This is a genomic window from Niallia oryzisoli (assembly GCF_036670025.1).
GTDB classification, from domain to species: domain Bacteria; phylum Bacillota; class Bacilli; order Bacillales; family Cytobacillaceae; genus Bacillus_BD; species Bacillus_BD oryzisoli.
Genome location: NZ_CP137640.1, coordinates 886,881 through 905,420 on the forward strand (window position 1 = coordinate 886,881; position 18,540 = coordinate 905,420).

Here is an 18,540-nt window from a genome sequence, read left to right on the forward strand (position 1 = left end):
ACGATTGATCAAATCATCGAAGTATTAAAAAGACTTGGTGTTGACGCTGAAAAAGTGTATAAGAAACCGAAGGAGACTTATCAACCCTGATGATACCTACAGAAGAATTAAAGAAAAAAATACATGAAACTGAAATTCTGCAATCAAACCTGCTTGAATGGAAAGAACATTTATTTGTTTATAAATTTGCACTAGAGGAAATTAATACAAAACTAAAGATATTAAATGAAGAATATCAGTATATTCATAATCATAATCCGATTGAACATATGAAATCTCGAATTAAAAGCCCTGCTAGTATAGCGAAGAAGCTTCAACGAAAAGGTTTGGAGATTACCGTTGGAAATGCCATTGAACAAATTCACGATATAGCTGGGGTTCGTATCACTTGTTCTTTTATTTCCGATATTTATACCATGTTTGACGCTATTTGCAGACAGGATGATATTGAAGTTATTCGCGTCAAGGATTATATTAAAAAGCCAAAAGCAAACGGTTATAAGAGTTTGCACTTAATTGTAAAGATACCTGTCTTCTTATCTAACGATGTGAAAAAAGTAAAAGTAGAAATACAGATTCGGACGATTGCTATGGACTTTTGGGCAAGTCTGGAACATAAAATCTACTATAAATTTGAAAAAGAAATTCCTGAAGAACTGCAATTAGAATTAAAAAAAGCAGCAGATGCAGCGCATTTTTTAGATGAAAAAATGAAGAAAATCCGCGATGATGTGGATCTCTTTAAGTTAGAGGAAATGAAAATTTAATAGAATCATAGAAAAGAAAAACGAGTGAAGGTATACTTCGCTCGTTTTTCTTTTTCTATGATTCTATCTGTTATATAACAAACTCTGTGTTTTTCGCATAAATCTATTGTTATTAACAATTGAATTCAATATAATTAGAATACACTGAATATTTTGAATGGATTTTATGGAGGAGGTTACTTTCTTTTTAATAAGTAGTTAGATTCCGCTGCAACTTAGAATAACAGCATTGTCCACACATATAATTGAATAAAAATATGAGAGGCTGGTGGAATTATGACTGAGTTTTTAACCATGGTAAGTAATTTTGTTTGGGGTCCTCCGACACTTATCCTAATTGTTGGAACCGGGTTGTTTCTTACATTTCGTATTGGTTTTTACCAGTTTAGCAGTTTGCCGTACGCGTTAAAACTTGCTTTTTCAAAAAATCAAGACCATTCCTCTGAAGGGGATATTTCCCACTTCCAATCCTTAATGACCGCTTTGGCTGCTACAATCGGAACGGGTAATATAGCCGGGGTTGCGACGGCTGTTGTATTGGGAGGGCCTGGAGCTGTATTTTGGATGTGGGTGACAGCACTTGTAGGGATGGCTACAAAGTATTCTGAAGCCATTTTAGCAGTAAAATATCGTGTTGTCGGTAAAAATGGCCAAATGGCTGGCGGACCGATGTATTTTATTGAGAAAGGGTTAGGCTGGAAATGGCTTGCTGTTCTATTTGCCTTGTTTGGGTCTATTGCTGCCTTTGGAATCGGAAGCTCTGTTCAGTCAAATTCAGTTGCTGCTGCTGTTGAATCAAGTTTTGGCGTAAATCCTTGGATTACTGGAATTATTTTAACGATTTTTACTGCACTTGTTATATTAGGGGGAATTCAAAGTATTGGTAGAGTAACGTCATACTTCGTACCAATTATGGCTGTTTTTTATGTAGCAGGCGGTCTTGTGATCATTTTAATGAATATTGATATTCTGCCTTCCGCTTTAGGACTCATTTTTACAGATGCATTTACAGGGCAGGCAGTTGCAGGTGGAGCGATTGGGGCTGTCATTCGCTGGGGGGTAGCACGCGGTGTATTCTCTAATGAAGCGGGTATGGGTTCAGCACCTATTGCAGCGGCTGCTGCAAAGACTGATCATCCAGGTCGTCAGGCACTTATCTCAATGACAGGGACTTTTATAGATACAATTGTTGTTTGCTCCATTACAGGAATAACATTAGTCATGGGCGGCTTATATATTGGAAACAGTGACTTAACAGGGGCTGCCTTAACAACTGAAACCTTTAATGCACTGCTACCTGGCGGTGGTTGGATTGTTACAGTCGGGATTATATTATTTGCCTATTCCACCGTTCTAGGATGGGCTTATTATGGTGAGAAATGTTTTGAGTATCTATTTGGTGATAAATCCATTACAGCCTACCGAGTGGTTTATACATTAACCGTATTAATTGGTGCGGGAATGAATCTAGGTTTGGTATGGACAATCGCAGACATCTTTAATGCACTAATGGCAATTCCAAACTTAATCGGACTTATTGCATTATCAGGAGTTGTCGTAGCTTCAACGAAGGAATTTAAAAAGCTTCGAGCGGAGGAAAAATTAGCAGAACAAAAAGGTACGGATGTCACAGCATAAACATTTCATAACAAAAGCCTGTATTAATAGTAATCAACTATCAATACAGGCTTTTTCATTTATTTTGCTTATCCTATTTCGGATTGAATCACAGTGTGTTTCTCTGCATTTGGTACGTTTCTTTCTGCTGTTTCGTCAACAACTTGATTTGGATTGAATTCATTTTCCATTTTTGAGACAACAACTGTTGCAACACCGTTACCAATTAGGTTCGTAATCGCCCGTGCTTCAGACATGAAGCGGTCAACACCTAACAGTAGAGCTATACCTTCTACAGGAATCATTGGGAATGCAGCTAATGTGGCGGCAAGTGTGATAAAGCCTGAACCGGTAACACCAGCAGCTCCTTTTGATGTTAACATCAGAATCCCTAAGAGAGTGATTTCCTGCCAAATGGAGAGGTCAACTCCGTATGCCTGGGCAATAAAGATAGCAGCCATCGATAAATAAATGGCAGTACCGTCTAAGTTAAACGAGTACCCTGTTGGAACCACTAAACCAACAACAGATTTTGAACAGCCGAACTTTTCTAAGCGTTCCATCATCTTTGGCAGGGCTGATTCAGAGGAGGATGTTCCTAATACAAGCAGGATTTCCTCTTTGATATAAGCAATAAATTTTATAATATTAAACTTATAGATTTTAGCAACTGCACCTAAGATGAAGACAACAAAAAGGAACATGGTAATGTAAACAGATCCCATCAGTTTTCCAAGTGATACAAGAGAACCGATACCAAAATTACCAATTGTGTAAGCCATCGCACCAAATGCAGCGATCGGAGAAAACTTCATGATGATATTAACAATACCGAAGAATATTTCTGAAACTTTTTCAAAGAAAGATACAACAGATGCTGCCTTTTCTCCCATTGCAGCCATTGAAATTCCAAATAAAATCGCAAAGAACAGAATCGGCAGCAATTCGCCGCCTGCAAGTGCAGCGACAGCGTTTTCAGGAATGATCCCCATAATGAATGAGATAAATCCGTGTTCAGATTCTGCAGCTTGTGTTGTATATTGAGAAATATCACCGCCCTCAACAGCACCGATGTTAAAGCCTTTTCCAGGTTGTAGGAGATTCACAACGATAAGACCGATGGCAAGAGCGAAGGTACTGATGATTTCAAAATATAGCAGGGCTTTTCCGCCAATTCTTCCTACCTTCTTTAAATCCCCCATACTTCCAATTCCGATGACAACAGTAAAGAAGATAATTGGTGCAATAACCATTTTAATTAACTTTATGAAAATGTCGGCAAGCACTTTAAGCTTGGCTCCGAATTCAGGGAAAATAAAGCCAACAGCAATTCCTAATAATATCCCAATGACTACACGAACAGTTAAATTGTTCAACAGCTTTTTCAACTACTTATCCCCCTTTTATTTCGTACTCCCAATTTGTTTCGTATCCCCTATTTGTGAACGTTTTGTAACTGTTTTCTATATTATCAGACTATTGGAATAAACTATTGTTATGGTAATATTGTTCTTTTTGTTCTTTTTGGTCATTATATGTTATACAACAATAAAAACATTTAAATATCAATGATTTTTTAAAACGATTTATTATAAAAAATGAATGAAAGCGGTTTACAAAAAGACTGTTTTATAACAAAACAAACGGCCCGCTGTTGGACCGTTATCGTAACAAAATTTAACTACTTGTTTTCCTAATTCTATTAATCAGGTTATCGGGCATTTGCTTTTCTAGTTCTTCGTATAAAGGCTTGAATTTTTCAATCCAACGCCTTTTTGCTTCAATTGGAAGTTCATAAATCGATACGTCAGCTTGCTTTTTCATTTCTTCCAGCTGAATTTCGTTCATTTTCTTCGATTCATCCATATTCCATAAAGTGGTTTCTAACATAGCTTCCGTTATTTGCTGTTGAATATCAGAAGGGATTCGGCTCCAAAACTCATTGTTGATGATGACACTGTAACCTAGGAAACCATGGTTGCTCAGGGTTAAATATGGTTGAAATTTATAGAGTCCTTTCGAATAGATATTTGATAGGGTATTTTCTTGGCCGTCAAACTGATGTTTTTCAAGCGAACTGTATACATCCGTGAAAGAGGCCGTTACCGGTGTAGCACCAAGTAATTGAAACTGTTTTTTTAGTACATCACCAGACATCACGCGGAAGGTTTGGTTCTTAAAATCAGCAGGTTCAAGTAAGGGATGGACGCTGCTTGTCATTTGCTTAAAGCCGTTGCTCCAAAATGCTAATCCTTTCAGTTTGCTGCTGTCAAGATATTGAAGAAGCTCTTTACCGGTTTCGCCTGTAAACACAGCTTTGGCATGGTCATAGTCGTGAAAAAGGAAGGGCAGGTCTAAAACCTTCCATTCCGGCACCAGCTCTGTCATGTTTGTGTAGCTTGGAGCAATCATCTGGATCTTCCCGCGCTTTAATGCATCAAGCTCGTTATGATCAGAATAAAGAATTCCGTTCGGATAGACTTCTACCTTTACACGACCGTCTGTTTTTTCATAGACGAGCTCAGCGAACTTTTGTGCCGCAAGCCCTTTAGGGGTATTTTCGGCCACTACATGACTGAAGATAATTGTAATCTGATCCTTTAGACCTTGCTGCTCTTCATCAACAGTCATTTTCTCTTGCGGGAAAATAGTTTCGGAATCAATTAGAATAAAGACAACTAAACCAATGATCGTTAAGAGACTGGCTATCATAAAGTGCTTCATTGTACATTCCTCTTTTTATCTATTGTAAGATGAATTCCAATAATAGGGACAGCTAGTAACATAATGATAGCATTTTTCTTTCTGTATGGATGCTGTTGCATGATATTATTATATTAAGATGTTATTTGTGATTAATTGAAAGGGATAACCCTATGAAGATTCGTTCATCCATTCAGTGGAAAATGACTAGTCTTATTATTTATATTGTTTGGTTCTCGTTAGTTCTCTTAGGTGTCATCCTGATAGGACAGTTTCTACGGGAACAGGAATATGAGGTAAAGGAACGTGCATTGCTGACAGCTAGAACCGTTGCCGAACTGCCAAATATGAATGAACATTTGGGAGAACAGCCAGATGCAAACTCTAATCTTTCTAAAATAGTCGAAAGACTTAGAATGATTAATAATGCAGATTATATTGTCATTCTTAATATGGACCGTATCCGTCTGACCCATCCGAATGCCGAGCAGGTTGGAACACCTTCTACCAGTGCTGATGAAGGTCCTTCCTTTACTGAGCATAGCTATACAACCAAAGCGAAAGGTGAGATTGGCACAGTCATCAGGGCTTTTGTTCCAATTATGAACAGCTCTCACCAGCAAATTGGTGTTGTTATTGCTGGGTATAAGCTGCCAGGAATTCTGGCAATGGTTTCTTCACTAAAGCTCCAGTTATTCTTAACTGCAGGTATTACATTTGCTTTTAGTGCCTGGGGAGCATGGATTTTAGCAAGACATATTAAAAGACAAATGTTTAAGCTCGAACCAGAGGAAATCGCTCGAATTCTCGTCGAAAGAACCGAAACCTTTAACGCGATGCAGGAAGGAATCATTGCGATTGATAATGATGAAGTTATCACGATATTTAACGACCGTGCAAAAAAAATGCTCGGGGTGGAAGGAGAGGTAATCGGAAGAAAGGTTACCTCTGTCCTGCCGGATTCCTATCTGCCGGAGATCCTAGAGATTAATAAGCCGATCTATAATAAGGATTTGCATATACGTAATCTTGTAATCGTAAGTAATCGAATCCCGATTAAAGTGGATGGTAACACGGTCGGAGCCATCGCTGTCTTTCAAGACCGCACCGAGGTGAAAAAATTAGCTGAAGAATTAACAGGTGTGAAGGCATTTGTTGGTGCCCTAAGAGCTCAAAATCATGAACATATGAATAAGCTCCATACAATTGCCGGTTTAATTCAGTTGGGGAAAAATGGTAAGGCGCTGGAGTATGTATTTGAAGCAACCGAAGAGCAGGGAGAACTAACCCGATTTTTGAGTCGTAATATCGGGGATGATAGTCTGGTAGGTTTATTAATTGGAAAAGTCAGCCGGGGGAAAGAGCTTGGGATTCATATTGAAATTGATCGTCACAGTATCTTAAAAAGGTTTCCTAAGCTGATTGACCATCATGATTTTGTATTGATTCTCGGAAACTTAATTGAAAATGCTTTTGATTCTTTTAAAAATAGGCCGGAAAACGAGAAAGAAATTTATGTCAGTATCCAGCAAACAGAAAAGGTATTAAATGTTATGGTAGAGGATAATGGCTGCGGCATTCCGAACGATAGGCTGCCAAAAATTTTTAATGAGGGGTATACTTCAAAATCCTCTGCGACAGGAAGAGGAATCGGTCTTTATCTAGTAAAACAAATCGTTGAAAAGGGGCACGGCACGATACATGTCGAATCAACGGTGGATCAGGGAACGACTTTTTCAATTACATTTGAAATGGGTGAGGGAGAATGATTAAAGTCGTCTTAATAGAGGATGACCTCATGGTACAGGAAGTGAACCGCCAGTTTGTCAATCAAGTAGATGGCTTTGAGGTGATTGGCACCGCTAATAATGGGATACAGGGATTAGAAATGATCAGGCAATTAAAGCCTGATCTGGCTTTGGTCGATGTGTATATGCCCGATCAGGACGGTCTTGAAACACTATTCAAAGTTAGATCGGAAGCCCATAAGGTTGATATTATTGCTATTACAGCTGCAAGTGATATTGAAACAGTTCGTTCATTTATTCAAAATGGGGCATTTGATTATATTGTTAAACCATTTAAATTTGAACGGATTAAAAAATCACTTGAAAATTATCGGGCATTTTGTCTGCAATTATCTGAAAAGGGAAATATATCACAAAAGGAATTAGATGAGATTTTCTTCAAGAAGGAGGAACACGAGTCAGGGGAAAAAGAGGATTATGGCATCCTTCCAAAAGGACTAAATCAACTGACATTGGATAAGATTATGGAGTATTTATCCCATTGTAAAGAGTCTCTTTCAGCAGAAAGTGTTGCTGAAGGAGTAGGGCTGGCAAGGGTTACTGTCAGAAGATACTTAGATTTTCTGGAAAAGTGCGGAAAGGTAGAACTGGATATATATTATGGCGGGGTTGGCCGTCCGATTAATAAGTACCTATTAAAATAGGCTGAAAAATGTAGAAGTCTAAAAAATTTACAATCTCGTAAAAAACTATACAAATATTTAGAATCTCTTAAAGTATTCCTACTAGTCGCTTAACAATTATTTATTACTATTTTTAATAGAGTAAAGGTAATAAATAATTGAAAAGAGGGTACTAACGTGACTGAAATTAATCGCCGTAAATTTTTAACATATGTAGGAACAGGGGCTGCAGCATTAACGGTAGCTTCAGCTGGTCTAGGTGGACTAGCTCCAAAAGTTGAAGCAAAAGGCAGAGATGCAGCAAATAATTTATTTGGCTTCAATAAGAAAGTATCTGGCTTAAATTTCAAGCCAATTGCACCATCTAATGCAGATGATATTACCCTTCCAAAAGGATATAAATATGAAGTAGTTGCCGCATACGGAGATACAATTAACAAGGCTGGAGATACATTTGGTTTTAATAATGATTTCACTCAATATTTCCCAATTGACGGATCAAATAACCACGGATTACTTTGGGTAAACCATGAGTATTCTAGTGATCTCTTTGTTCAAGGTGCACCAAAGGGTCTAAACGGAGCTTATACAGCTGATCAAATTAATCAAATGCTTTACGTACAAGGCGGATCTATCATCGAAGTAAAAGGAGATAAAAAAGGCGGCTGGAAGCTGGTTTCAGATTCTACTATTGCACGCCGTGTTTCTGGTTTAACTCCGTTTGATGTAACAGGTCCTGCTAAAGGTTCAGCGGCAATGGCTGGAGCAACAACTGTTCAAGGAACGTTTGCAAACTGTTCCGGTGGTAAAACATTATGGAACACAGTACTTTCTGCTGAAGAAAACTATGAAGATACTTGTGAAGCAGCTGGTTTAAATGAAAACCACTATGGCTGGATTGTGGAAATTGATCCATTTGATCCAAACTTCAAAGTACGTAAGCATACAGCATTAGGACGTTTCCATCATGAAAATGCTGCAATGGGTATAGCAAACGATGGACGAGTTGTTGTATACATGGGTGACGACGTTAAAGATGCTTGTGTTTATAAGTTTATTAGTAAAGACAAATATGTAGAATCAGCTGGCAGAGCTAATTCTAAGCTTTTAGAAGAAGGTACGCTTTATGTTGCTAACATGAAAAAAGGCGTATGGGAACCTATGACAATTGAATATGTACGTGAAAAAATTAAAGGTAAAGCAGACCTTGAAGCAAAATACCAAACTCAAGCAGATGTTCTAGTATATGCGGATGAAGCTTCTAAATTAATCGGCGGAACACCAACAGACCGTCCAGAAGACGTTGAGATTTCTCCATTTGATAAAACAGTTTTCATTGCACATACAAACAATGACAAGCATGGTAACTTCCATGGACACATTACAAGATTTATTGAAGATAACAATGATCTTGGATCATTAACATTTGATTTTGAAATTTTTGCTGCAGGTGGTAAGCAAAGCGGCTTTAGTGCACCGGATAACTTAACATTTGACAGCAATGCCAATCTTTGGACAGTTACAGATATTTCTTCAAGCAGTTTAAATAAAGGCATCCATAAGCACTTCAAAAATAATGGATTATTTGTCATTCCAACTGTTGCATATAAGAATGTAAAAGAAGATGAAGTAGGGGAAGCATTCCAATTTGCTTCAGCTCCAATCGAAGCTGAAATGACAGGACCATGCTTTACACCAGATGAAACAACATTATTCTTAGCCGTACAGCATCCGGGCGAAAATACCGAAGATGTTAAAAATCCAACAAGTATGTGGCCGCACCGTGCAAATGACACAATGCCAAGACCTGCAGTAATCGCTATTACCGGATTTTAATCAAACGGTGCCTGACACCATAAATGGGTAAATGTCTTTATGGTGCCTGACACCAAATGAATGAGGAGGAATCATATGCTTTCCAATATTGGTATTCCTGGTTTGATTCTCGTGTTGATTCTAGCTCTGATTATTTTTGGGCCATCTAAGCTCCCTGAGTTAGGACGGGCTGTCGGGTCGACGTTAAAGGAATTTAAAAAGTCTGCAAAGGATTTAGTGGCAGATGATGAAGACTCAAAGGAAAATGAAAAGGAAATTAAGAGAATTAAATAACTTTTATATTATCGATATTTTAAATATTAAATAAAGATATTAGAATCAAAAGCGCCTAATGTTTAGGCGCTTTTTTGCTTTGTGCTTTTTGAATAAAAAAGAGTCTTTCGAGAAAACTACGAAGAATGAAATCATTAATATTGTAATACTTTTGACGGAAAATCAATTAGATTGAATTTTTTTTTACAAATAATATATTTTTATTAAATTTTTTTCAATAAATGTATTGAACCGCTTTCATTATAGTAGTAAAATGAGTTCGTCAGGAGGAGGATTCAGGTGAATATTGGAATGATTGGATTAGGCAAGATGGGCTTCAATCTTGCATTGAACTTAAAGAATAACGGCCATACTGTCGAAAGTTTTGACCTTTCCGAGGATGCAAGAAAAAGAGCTGCAGAGGAAGGAATCGATACAGCTGACAGTATTGATGAACTGCTTAACAAATTGGAAGCGCCTCACGTTGTCTGGGTAATGGTTCCAGCAGGAAAGCCAACAGATACTGTGGTGTCCGAGCTTATCGAAAAAATGAAAGCGGATGACATTATTATTGAAGGTGGAAATTCTAACTACCATGATTCAATGAAGCGCGCGCAAAAATCAGCTGAAAAAGGAATCCATTTTCTTGATGTGGGAACATCCGGCGGAACATCCGGTGCAAACCAGGGTGCCTGTCTAATGATCGGCGGAAACAAAGAAGCCTTTGAAAAAGTGGAACAGGCCTTTAAAGATGTTTCTGTTGAAAACGGTTACCTATATGCTGGCGAATCAGGCAGCGGCCATTTTCTTAAAATGGTACATAACGGGATTGAGTATGGCATGATGCAGGCGATTGGTGAAGGGTTTCAAATCGTTGAAAAGAGTCAGTTTCATTTTGATTTAGCAGCTGTTGCAAAAGTGTGGAATAACGGTTCAGTTATCCGCAGCTGGCTAATGGAACTATCTGAAAGCGCATTTAGTAAGGATGCTAAATTAGAGGGAATCAAAGGTGTAGTCGATGCTTCTGGTGAAGCAAAATGGACGCTCGAGACGGCCTTGGATTTAGAAGTTCCGGCTCCAGTAATAGCGCTTTCGCTTATGATGCGTAACCGCTCGAAGGAGGAAGACAGTTTTTCGGCAAAGGTCGTAGCTGCATTAAGAAATGAATTTGGCGGTCACAGTGTTGTAAGAAATGATTGATAAGCATAATTGGCTCAAATAAACGGAAAGTTATTAGTAGATGATCTGTATTACTTACTAATACTGCAAATTTTTAAAAAAAGGAGAGAATGATTAGATGGAACATCTTACAGTTGCACAAGCACTTTTGATTGCGATATGGGTAGCACTTGTAGAATCTCGTATCTTAGGTTATGCAACATTAACATTACGTTTCAGCCCGCTGATGACCGGTTTGATGGTTGGGGTAATTACGGGTCAGGTAGCAGAAGCAATGGTCATTACAGCTGCTATTCAATTAATTTATATGGGTGCGGTTGCACCGGGTGGAGCGCTTCCAAGTGAACCGGCAATTGCGGCTGCGATTGCTGTACCGGTTGCCTTATTGGGAGATTTATCACCGCAGGAAGCGGTAGCGATTGCCGTTCCAGTAGGACTATTAGGAAGTTATTTATATCAATTCCGTTTCTTCTTAAACACTTTTGTCACCCGGTTGATGGATAAATATGCCGCAGAAGCCAATGACAAAGGACTAGTTTTGTCTATTATCGTAATACCGGCTATTATCAGTTTCTGTTTATTCATTCCATTAGTATTTATTGCTTTATACTTTGGTGCACCGGTAATTGCAGACTTTGTAAACGCTATCTCCGGCGGACGTGTACTTCATGTACTTGAAATTGTCGGCGGTGGACTTGCTGCACTAGGTATCGCGGTTATTATGCACGTTATCGGTAAGAAGAGCCTGCTTATTTTCTTCTTCCTTGCATACTTTGCGAGTGTTTCTTTTGCAACACTAAAAATCAACACAGTAACTTACGCAATTTTTGGATGTATTTTAGCCGGTATGTACGTGCTATTTACAAGTAAGAATGCCAAACAATAATTATTCTAAAAGGGAGGATCTAGAGATATGAGTACAGAGCAAAATTCAGTGGATGTTACTAATTCACCTAATTACCCAGATCCAATTACCAATAAAGATTTGATGAAATCATGGGTTAGATGGTGGTGGGCAAACGAAGTTCCACATACGTATGACCGGATGGTTGCACCATCATTCCTGTTTGGATTAATGCCGACATTAAGAAAATTATATAAAAATGAAGAAGATTTAAAAGAAGCCTACCAAAGACATTTGCTGTTCTTTAACACTCAGGCTATCTGGGGCGGCGGTACGCTGACAGGAATTGCTACTTCATTAGAAGAATCTCGTGCCAAAGCGATTGCGGAAGGCAGAGAGGAAGAAGCTCCAAGTGTTGATATGATTAACAACACGAAGGTTGGTTTGATGGGTGCCTTAGCTGGTATCGGAGACGCAATTGACTCTGGAACCGTTCAATACATTTTTATCGCGATTGCCTTGCCTTGGGCGACTCAAGGAAGTGCTTGGGGTGCGTTATTCCCATTCATCTGTTTTGGTATTGCAACGTTTATTTACGGATACTTTTTTACAAAAATGGGTTACGGTTTAGGACGTAATGCGGCGAAAGAACTTTTAGCAGGACAAAAAGTTAAGACAGCTATCGATGCATTATCAGTACTAGGTTTGTTCATGATGGGGATACTGGCCGGATCGTATGTAAAAGTGTATACGTCCCTGAAATTTACCATTTCTGAAAAAGAGTTTGTTATTCAAGATATTCTAAACTCAATTTTACCAGGCTTGTTACCATTACTAACAGTATTAGCTGTATACCTTTACTTTGATAAAAAAGGCTTTAATATTACAAAGGGTATGATTTATTTAACGGTAACACTAGTTATTCTTTCAGCAATTGGTATCCTGTAATTTTAAAAATCTTGCGCAGCTATATCATAACAAAATGAACATAATATCTTTATGACTTATCTGTCCGGGGCGGCTTGCATAAGCGCCGGACAGGGTCTACATAAGGAAGGAGATTCAGCATGGCAAATAGAGCAGTACTTGTAATTACACATGGTGAATTTGGAATTGAACTAGTAAAAAGTGCAGAAATGATTATGGGTCCTCAGGAGGATGTTGATGCGTTAGCATTAAGACCTGGAGATTCTGTTGATGATCTTCGCAGTCAGGCATATGAGGTTGTTGACCGAAATGCTGAAAAAGGTTTGGAGACCATTGTGCTCGTTGATTTATTGGGTGGAAGTCCTTCCAATGTATCACTTACATTACTGGCCAAACATGATTTGAAAATTTTGACTGGTGTAAGCATGCCGATGTTAATTGAAACATTATCTCAATATAAATTTGAAGAGGACACCGATAAATTAATTGAAGCAGCAAAGCAAACTGCTGGCGAGGGTGTCAAATTGTTAGACAGAGCTTTTATTGGTAGGAAATAATCAATTACTCATTTAAACGATGAAAGGAAGATTTTGATGGGAAAAATTAATATTGTAAGAATTGATGACAGACTTATTCATGGGCAAGTTATGACTAAATGGTCTAAGGGGTTAGGAACAAATGCTATTTACGTAATCGACAATGAAACTGCATCTGATGATTTCATGAAGGATATTTATATTAACACAAATTCCTCTTCTGGCTTAAAAATCGATGTGCTTAGCACAGATGAAGTAGTAGAAAAATGGCAGCAAGATCAATTTGGAAATGATAATGTTATTCTTTTATTCAAGAATATTACAGCTGTAAAAAGCGTTCTAGATAAAGATGTTCTGCCAGTTGAAAAACTAAATGTAGGCGGAATTTCTAAAAAGCCTGATGCAACATTCGTTATTCCTTCTGTTGGCTTAAACCAAGCAGATGCTGAAAAATTAAAAGAAATTGAAGCAAAGGGAATTGAAGTTTATTTCCAAACAGTTCCAGACAGCAAAAAAGTTTCTCTTGATGATGCCATCAAAGCGATTAAATAAGGAAAGCGGAAGCGCAAAATTAAACATTTGACCCTTTGAAATGGTATTACAATCACTATCAATTAGTTGCAAAACTATAGGTGTTTGTAACACCATTTCGCTTTTTATCAGCACAAAATACATGATCTTTTACAGAAAGGTTGATTCTAATGACACATAAAATTGCGATTGTAAATTCAAGCAGCTTTGGAAGAAAATTTCCTGATCAAATGGAAAGATTAGAAAAAATCGGAGAAATAAAACGTTTTACATTTGCTATTGACACACCAGGAAAAGAATTAGCTGATAAATTAATGGGCTATGACATTATTATCTCAAGTGTAACACCATTCTTTACAAGAGAATTTTTTGAACATAAGGATAAAACGATTCTTATTTCAAGACATGGAATTGGCTACAACAATATTGATATGGAAGCTGCAACAGAAAAAGGCACGGTTGTTACCATTGTATCAGCACAGGTAGAAAGAGATGCTGTAGCAGAAAATGCTATTGCTAACCTGATGGCTGTTGTCAGACAAACAAGTTCTGCCTACCAAGCGGCAAAAGAAGGCAGATGGGCTGAACGTGCTCAGTTTATGGGGCATCAATTAACTGGTAAAACCGCCGGGGTTATTGGCTTAGGAAATATCGGAAGCCGAGTTGGTGAAATATTAAAACATGGTTTTAATATGAGACTTTTGGCATATGATCCGCATCAATCAAAAGAGGATCTTGAAAGTAAGGGTGCAGAAGCTGTAGAGTTGGACGAATTGCTGAAGGAATCTGATTTTATTTCTTTAAATGCGTTTATTGATCCTCAAAGCTTCCATATGATTTCTGACAGAGAATTTGGCTTAATGAAAAAAGGCGTGTATATTACGAACGCTGCCCGCGGTGAATTGATGGACCAGGATGCCATCCTTCGAGCATTAGATAATGGGACAATTGCTGGTCTTGCCGTCGATGTTGTTGAAGGTGAACCGATTGATCAAACACACCCATTCTTTAAATATAATAATGTTATCGTTACACCGCATACTTCTGCTTACACCTATGAGTGTCTAAGAGGTATGGGAGAAAAAGTTGTTTCTGATGTAGAGAAAATGGTGAATAATGAGCAGCCTGATAATGTAGTAAATGCAGAACTATTTAATAAATAGGTTTTTATTGCTTTAAAGGGGGAGGGGATAACCGTTGCGTTTTCCATCATTAGTTATTTTTGATATGGATGGTTTAATGTTTGATACAGAAAAACTAGCCTCTGAGGCATGGCTTTTGTCTGCTGAACATTATGGCTTTCAAATGGATCGTACGATCATCGAGCAATTTGTCGGGATGACAAATGAAGATATTTTAAATCGGATGTCAGAAATATACGGGAAAGAGGCACCGGTTCATGAATGGCGCAGCTATATGCGCCATTCTAAGTCTGTTTTATTAGAAGAACATATGTATCTTCCGAGTTTTAAAAAGAAAGGTCTTGAATCTCTTTTAGCCTTTCTTAAATCAAAACAGGTGAATACCGCTGTTGCTTCTTCAAGTGAAATGGCAGTGATCAATAAATATTTAACCGTCACCAATACAAGTGATTATATCGATTTTCGTGTATCAGGGGACGAAGTTGTGAATGGCAAGCCAAATCCGGAAGTATTTTTAAAAGCGTGCGAGAAAGCGGATGTGTTACCGGCCAATGCGCTTGTGCTTGAGGATTCTCCGGCTGGATTAAGGGCTGCTAAGAGTGCTGGGATTCCATCTTTCTTTATTCCGGATACGGTACGGGAAACAGTGGAGCTAAGAGGATTGGTAACGGACGTCATGACTGACTTAGAAGAAGTAGAAAAGTATTTGCGCTCGTTATCTCATTAATTCAGGAATTATTTTTATTAAACCGAACCAAATAGGAGTGGTTACATGGTGAAAGTATTAGTTACTCCAAGGTCTTTTGGAAAACACAGTGATGAAGCAAAGGAACTGTTGGAAGCAAAAGGAATTGAAGTTGTTATTAATCCGTACGGACGAATTTTAACGGAAGAAGAAATGAAAAAAGAAATTGTAGATGTTGATGGAATTATTGTTGGTGTGGACCCATTGAACGCGGACATTCTTTCACATGCGAAAAATTTAAAGGCTATCTCTAAATATGGGGTAGGAACAGATAATATCGATTTGAACTATTGTAAAGAACATAGTATAGAGGTATCAATTACAAGGAATGCCAATTCAGACTCTGTTGCAGATTTTGCGTTTACGTTAATGCTGTCAGTTGCCAGAAGAGTGGTGGAAGTTGACCGTGCGTGCCGCCAGCTTGACTGGGGCAAAAAGACGAGCATGGAAATGTTTCGTAAAACACTTGGAGTGGTTGGAACCGGTGCAATCGGTAAAGGTGTGATCAAACGGGCAAAAGGATTTGAAATGGATATTCTTGCTTATGATCTTTATAAAGATGAAGCGTTTGCCAAGGAATATGGCGTTAAGTATGTTGAGTTAGATGAATTGATTCAAAAAAGCGACTTTATCAGTCTTCATCTTCCTGCTACTGAAGAAACTCACGATATGATTGGTCCTAGAGAATTTGGCATGATGAAGGATACGGCAGTGCTTGTCAATACAGCCCGCGGCGAACTGGTGGACGAAGATGCACTTTTTGATGCATTAAAAAATAAAAAAATCTGGGGTGCAGGTCTGGACGTTTTCAAAAAAGAGCCGCCTGAAAATATGGGACTGCTTGAATTAGATAATATCATCATTGGTGCTCATTCTGGTGCCTCAACCTTTGAAGCTGTTAACAATATGAGCAGGATGGCTGCGGAGAATATTTTAAAAAATTTATTATCATAATGATGCAATATACATAAAAAATTTTGTCAGAGGTGAATGATAATGGATAAAATAGACATTATAGCAAAATTACGAGACGAAGCAATCGTTGCTGTTATTCGTGCAGAAAATAAGGAACAAGGTTTAAAGGTGAGTGATGCCATTCGCCAAGGCGGTATTAAATTTCTTGAGTTAACCATGACGGTTCCAGGAGCATTAGACATTATTAAAGAACTATCTGAACGCTACAAAGGTGAAGACGTGGTAATCGGTGCAGGGACAGTTTTAGATCCAGAAACCGCCCGTCTTGCTATTTTAGCAGGAGCAGCCTATGTGGTCAGTCCTAATTTTTCACCAGAAATGATACAATTATGTAATCGTTATAGAGTACCCGTTATGCCTGGTGTGATGACAGCAACGGAGGTTGTGAAAGCGATGGAGCTTGGTGTAGATGTGATCAAGGTCTTCCCTGGAGGAGCATTTGGTCCAAGCATCATTAAAGATTTCAAAGGACCGCTTCCACATGGAAACTTTATGCCAAGCGGCGGTGTTTCATTAGAGAATGCTGCTCAATGGATTAAAAATGGTGCTTTTGCAATCGGTACAGGCAGTAGTTTAACAGCAGGTGCCAAAACAGGAGATTATGAATCTGTGACGAAGACAGCTGCTGAATTTGTTGCAATCGTTCGGAAAGCAAAAGGAAATAAATAAGGATTCTAATGATTTGAGGAAGGTCAATGGATACAAAAAAACTACTTGGTGATGAAGCTGCTAAATATGTAGAAGATAATATGATCGTAGGGCTTGGGTCCGGTACAACGGTAAACCATTTGGTTCGTGCCTTAGGAGAGCGGATCAAAGAAGGCTTGCAAATCAAGGCTGTTTCTTCTTCAGAAAAGACATGTAAACTTGCTAAAGAAGTGGGAATACCGCTAATCGATATTAATATGGTTGAGCAGATCGATTTAACAATAGACGGCGCAAATGAAATCGAAAGAAATACCCTTTTTGCGATAAAAGGCGGAGGCGGGTCATTATTATATGAAAAAATAATGACTCTTCATTCGAAAGAAGTTATCTGGATTGTTGATGAAGAAAAGATTGTTCATCAGCTTGGTAAGTTTCGTCTCCCTGTAGAAGTAATCCCATATGGCTGTCACAAACTGTTTAGAATGTTTTTTGAAAAACAATACAAACCGGTGTTGCGTAAAAATAAAGATGGTTTGTTTGTTACCGATAGCGGACATTGGATTATTGATTTACATTTAGAGAAAATTGATCATCCGAAAAAACTGGCAGATTGGTTAAAAAGTCTAACCGGGGTTGTTGAGCATGGATTATTCCTTCAGTGTGTAGATAGGGTACTTGTAGGAAACAATGATCAAATAAAGGTATTTGAAAAGTAATATAGGTAGGTGCCCTAATTGTGAATGAAACAAATCAGTATGTGGTTTATCCAGATAAAGTTCGAAGTATTATATCAATTGCAGTCTATTTAGCATTTGTCTTTTTAGAAGCATATATACTTTTTACTAGTGATTTAAATTTCATGTGGAATATTCTCTTAGTTATTTTGATGGCTTTTCTATTGTGGCAGGTATATCAAAGCTATAAGACAATGTTAAAGGACCAACCGCTACTGGAGATTTCCGACAAAGGAATAAGGGACTATACCTCTAGTGTTGATCTTGGTCTCATTCCTTGGAAAGTGGTTGAAAAAATAGAAACCTATCCAGGTCAGTCAAGTTTACAAATTGGTATAGTCGTTTCTAAGCCTTATTCATTTCAAAATAGCAGCAGTAAAAATGCTAAAAAGATTGCTGATCGAAATCGCCAGCGAACGGGTTACGCCCTGTCAATTGACGGATTTTCCTTTCGTAACAAGAAGTTAAAGGAAATTTTTCATAAGTTTAAAGAATATGGACAAAAAAATAATCCAGCCATTATTTTTAATGAATACGAAGACCCTCTTATAAAATTGGCGAAGAAAAACAAAAAGAAGAAATAATTTTTTAGAAATGATTAAAAAAGAAGAAATTATCTTTTTGTTATGGTAATATGTACTGCGGCAGCCATTTTTACCAGAAGTTCTTTTCC

The 18,540-nt window shown here is 38.0% G+C and carries 19 protein-coding genes; 17 read left to right on the forward strand and 2 right to left on the reverse strand.

Features of this window, described 5'->3' with window-relative positions; genetic code table 11:
• Positions 1–89 precede the first annotated feature (89 nt).
• Together R4Z09_RS04435 and R4Z09_RS04440 are read left to right on the forward strand one after the other, a co-directional pair.
• A complete protein-coding gene (locus tag R4Z09_RS04435; protein WP_338451159.1) occupies positions 90–767 on the forward strand; it encodes a GTP pyrophosphokinase family protein in 678 nt (225 codons plus the stop codon).
• A 276-nt stretch (positions 768–1,043) separates the two neighbouring features.
• Positions 1,044–2,405: a sodium:alanine symporter family protein gene (locus R4Z09_RS04440; protein WP_338451160.1), complete on the forward strand. Its 1,362-nt coding sequence runs from the start codon at positions 1,044–1,046 to the stop codon at positions 2,403–2,405.
• A 68-nt stretch (positions 2,406–2,473) separates the two neighbouring features.
• Here the strand turns inward: R4Z09_RS04440 and R4Z09_RS04445 are convergent, their stop codons facing one another.
• Both R4Z09_RS04445 and R4Z09_RS04450 read right to left on the reverse strand, forming a co-directional pair.
• A complete protein-coding gene (locus R4Z09_RS04445) occupies positions 2,474–3,772 on the reverse strand; it encodes a dicarboxylate/amino acid:cation symporter (RefSeq protein ID WP_338451161.1) in 1,299 nt (432 codons plus the stop codon).
• 289 nt (positions 3,773–4,061) lie between these two features.
• Positions 4,062–5,108, reverse strand: coding sequence for a DctP family TRAP transporter solute-binding subunit (locus tag R4Z09_RS04450; RefSeq protein WP_422392245.1), 1,047 nt, complete (start codon positions 5,106–5,108; stop codon positions 4,062–4,064).
• 152 nt (positions 5,109–5,260) lie between these two features.
• Here R4Z09_RS04450 and R4Z09_RS04455 point away from each other — a divergent pair, with 152 nt between their 5' ends.
• The 15 genes from R4Z09_RS04455 to R4Z09_RS04525 all read left to right on the forward strand — a co-directional run bounded on the left by R4Z09_RS04455 (position 5,261) and on the right by R4Z09_RS04525 (position 18,451).
• On the forward strand, positions 5,261–6,856 hold the full coding sequence (locus R4Z09_RS04455) for a sensor histidine kinase (RefSeq protein WP_338451162.1): 1,596 nt from the start codon (positions 5,261–5,263) through the stop codon (positions 6,854–6,856).
• Entirely contained in the window at positions 6,853–7,539 is a 687-nt protein-coding gene (locus R4Z09_RS04460) for a response regulator transcription factor (RefSeq protein ID WP_338451163.1), read from the forward strand. The genes R4Z09_RS04455 and R4Z09_RS04460 overlap by 4 nt, the downstream gene beginning before the upstream one ends.
• Before the next feature lie 156 nt (positions 7,540–7,695).
• Positions 7,696–9,354, forward strand: coding sequence for a PhoX family protein (locus R4Z09_RS04465; RefSeq protein WP_338451164.1), 1,659 nt, complete (start codon positions 7,696–7,698; stop codon positions 9,352–9,354).
• Positions 9,355–9,429: 75 nt separating this feature from the next.
• Positions 9,430–9,627, forward strand: a complete 198-nt coding sequence (locus R4Z09_RS04470) for a twin-arginine translocase TatA/TatE family subunit (protein ID WP_338451165.1) — start codon at positions 9,430–9,432, stop codon at positions 9,625–9,627.
• A gap of 279 nt (positions 9,628–9,906) precedes the next feature.
• Positions 9,907–10,806: a phosphogluconate dehydrogenase (NAD(+)-dependent, decarboxylating) gene (gene gnd, locus R4Z09_RS04475; protein ID WP_338451166.1), complete on the forward strand. Its 900-nt coding sequence runs from the start codon at positions 9,907–9,909 to the stop codon at positions 10,804–10,806.
• A gap of 97 nt (positions 10,807–10,903) precedes the next feature.
• Positions 10,904–11,671, forward strand: coding sequence for a PTS sugar transporter subunit IIC (locus tag R4Z09_RS04480; RefSeq protein WP_338451167.1), 768 nt, complete (start codon positions 10,904–10,906; stop codon positions 11,669–11,671).
• A gap of 27 nt (positions 11,672–11,698) precedes the next feature.
• The gene (locus R4Z09_RS04485) at positions 11,699–12,577 is read left to right on the forward strand and encodes a PTS system mannose/fructose/sorbose family transporter subunit IID (protein ID WP_338451168.1); all 879 of its coding nucleotides are present in this window, start codon (positions 11,699–11,701) and stop codon (positions 12,575–12,577) included.
• Positions 12,578–12,696: 119 nt separating this feature from the next.
• Positions 12,697–13,113, forward strand: a complete 417-nt coding sequence (locus tag R4Z09_RS04490; RefSeq protein WP_338451169.1) for a PTS sugar transporter subunit IIA — start codon at positions 12,697–12,699, stop codon at positions 13,111–13,113.
• A gap of 36 nt (positions 13,114–13,149) precedes the next feature.
• Positions 13,150–13,644, forward strand: a complete 495-nt coding sequence (locus R4Z09_RS04495) for a PTS sugar transporter subunit IIB (protein WP_338451170.1) — start codon at positions 13,150–13,152, stop codon at positions 13,642–13,644.
• Positions 13,645–13,793: 149 nt separating this feature from the next.
• On the forward strand, positions 13,794–14,786 hold the full coding sequence (locus R4Z09_RS04500) for a D-isomer specific 2-hydroxyacid dehydrogenase family protein (protein WP_338451171.1): 993 nt from the start codon (positions 13,794–13,796) through the stop codon (positions 14,784–14,786).
• A 34-nt stretch (positions 14,787–14,820) separates the two neighbouring features.
• Complete coding sequence (locus R4Z09_RS04505) at positions 14,821–15,492, forward strand: HAD family phosphatase (RefSeq protein WP_338451172.1); 672 nt, start codon at positions 14,821–14,823, stop codon at positions 15,490–15,492.
• Positions 15,493–15,537: 45 nt separating this feature from the next.
• Positions 15,538–16,464, forward strand: coding sequence for a phosphoglycerate dehydrogenase (locus tag R4Z09_RS04510; protein WP_338451173.1), 927 nt, complete (start codon positions 15,538–15,540; stop codon positions 16,462–16,464).
• 42 nt (positions 16,465–16,506) lie between these two features.
• The gene (locus R4Z09_RS04515; protein WP_338451174.1) at positions 16,507–17,154 is read left to right on the forward strand and encodes a bifunctional 2-keto-4-hydroxyglutarate aldolase/2-keto-3-deoxy-6-phosphogluconate aldolase; all 648 of its coding nucleotides are present in this window, start codon (positions 16,507–16,509) and stop codon (positions 17,152–17,154) included.
• A 26-nt stretch (positions 17,155–17,180) separates the two neighbouring features.
• Positions 17,181–17,849 (forward strand): ribose-5-phosphate isomerase RpiA, encoded by a 669-nt coding sequence (gene rpiA / locus R4Z09_RS04520; protein ID WP_338451175.1) that lies wholly within the window; start codon positions 17,181–17,183, stop codon positions 17,847–17,849.
• 20 nt (positions 17,850–17,869) lie between these two features.
• Positions 17,870–18,451: an STM3941 family protein gene (locus R4Z09_RS04525; RefSeq protein ID WP_338451176.1), complete on the forward strand. Its 582-nt coding sequence runs from the start codon at positions 17,870–17,872 to the stop codon at positions 18,449–18,451.
• Positions 18,452–18,540: the final 89 nt, after the last annotated feature.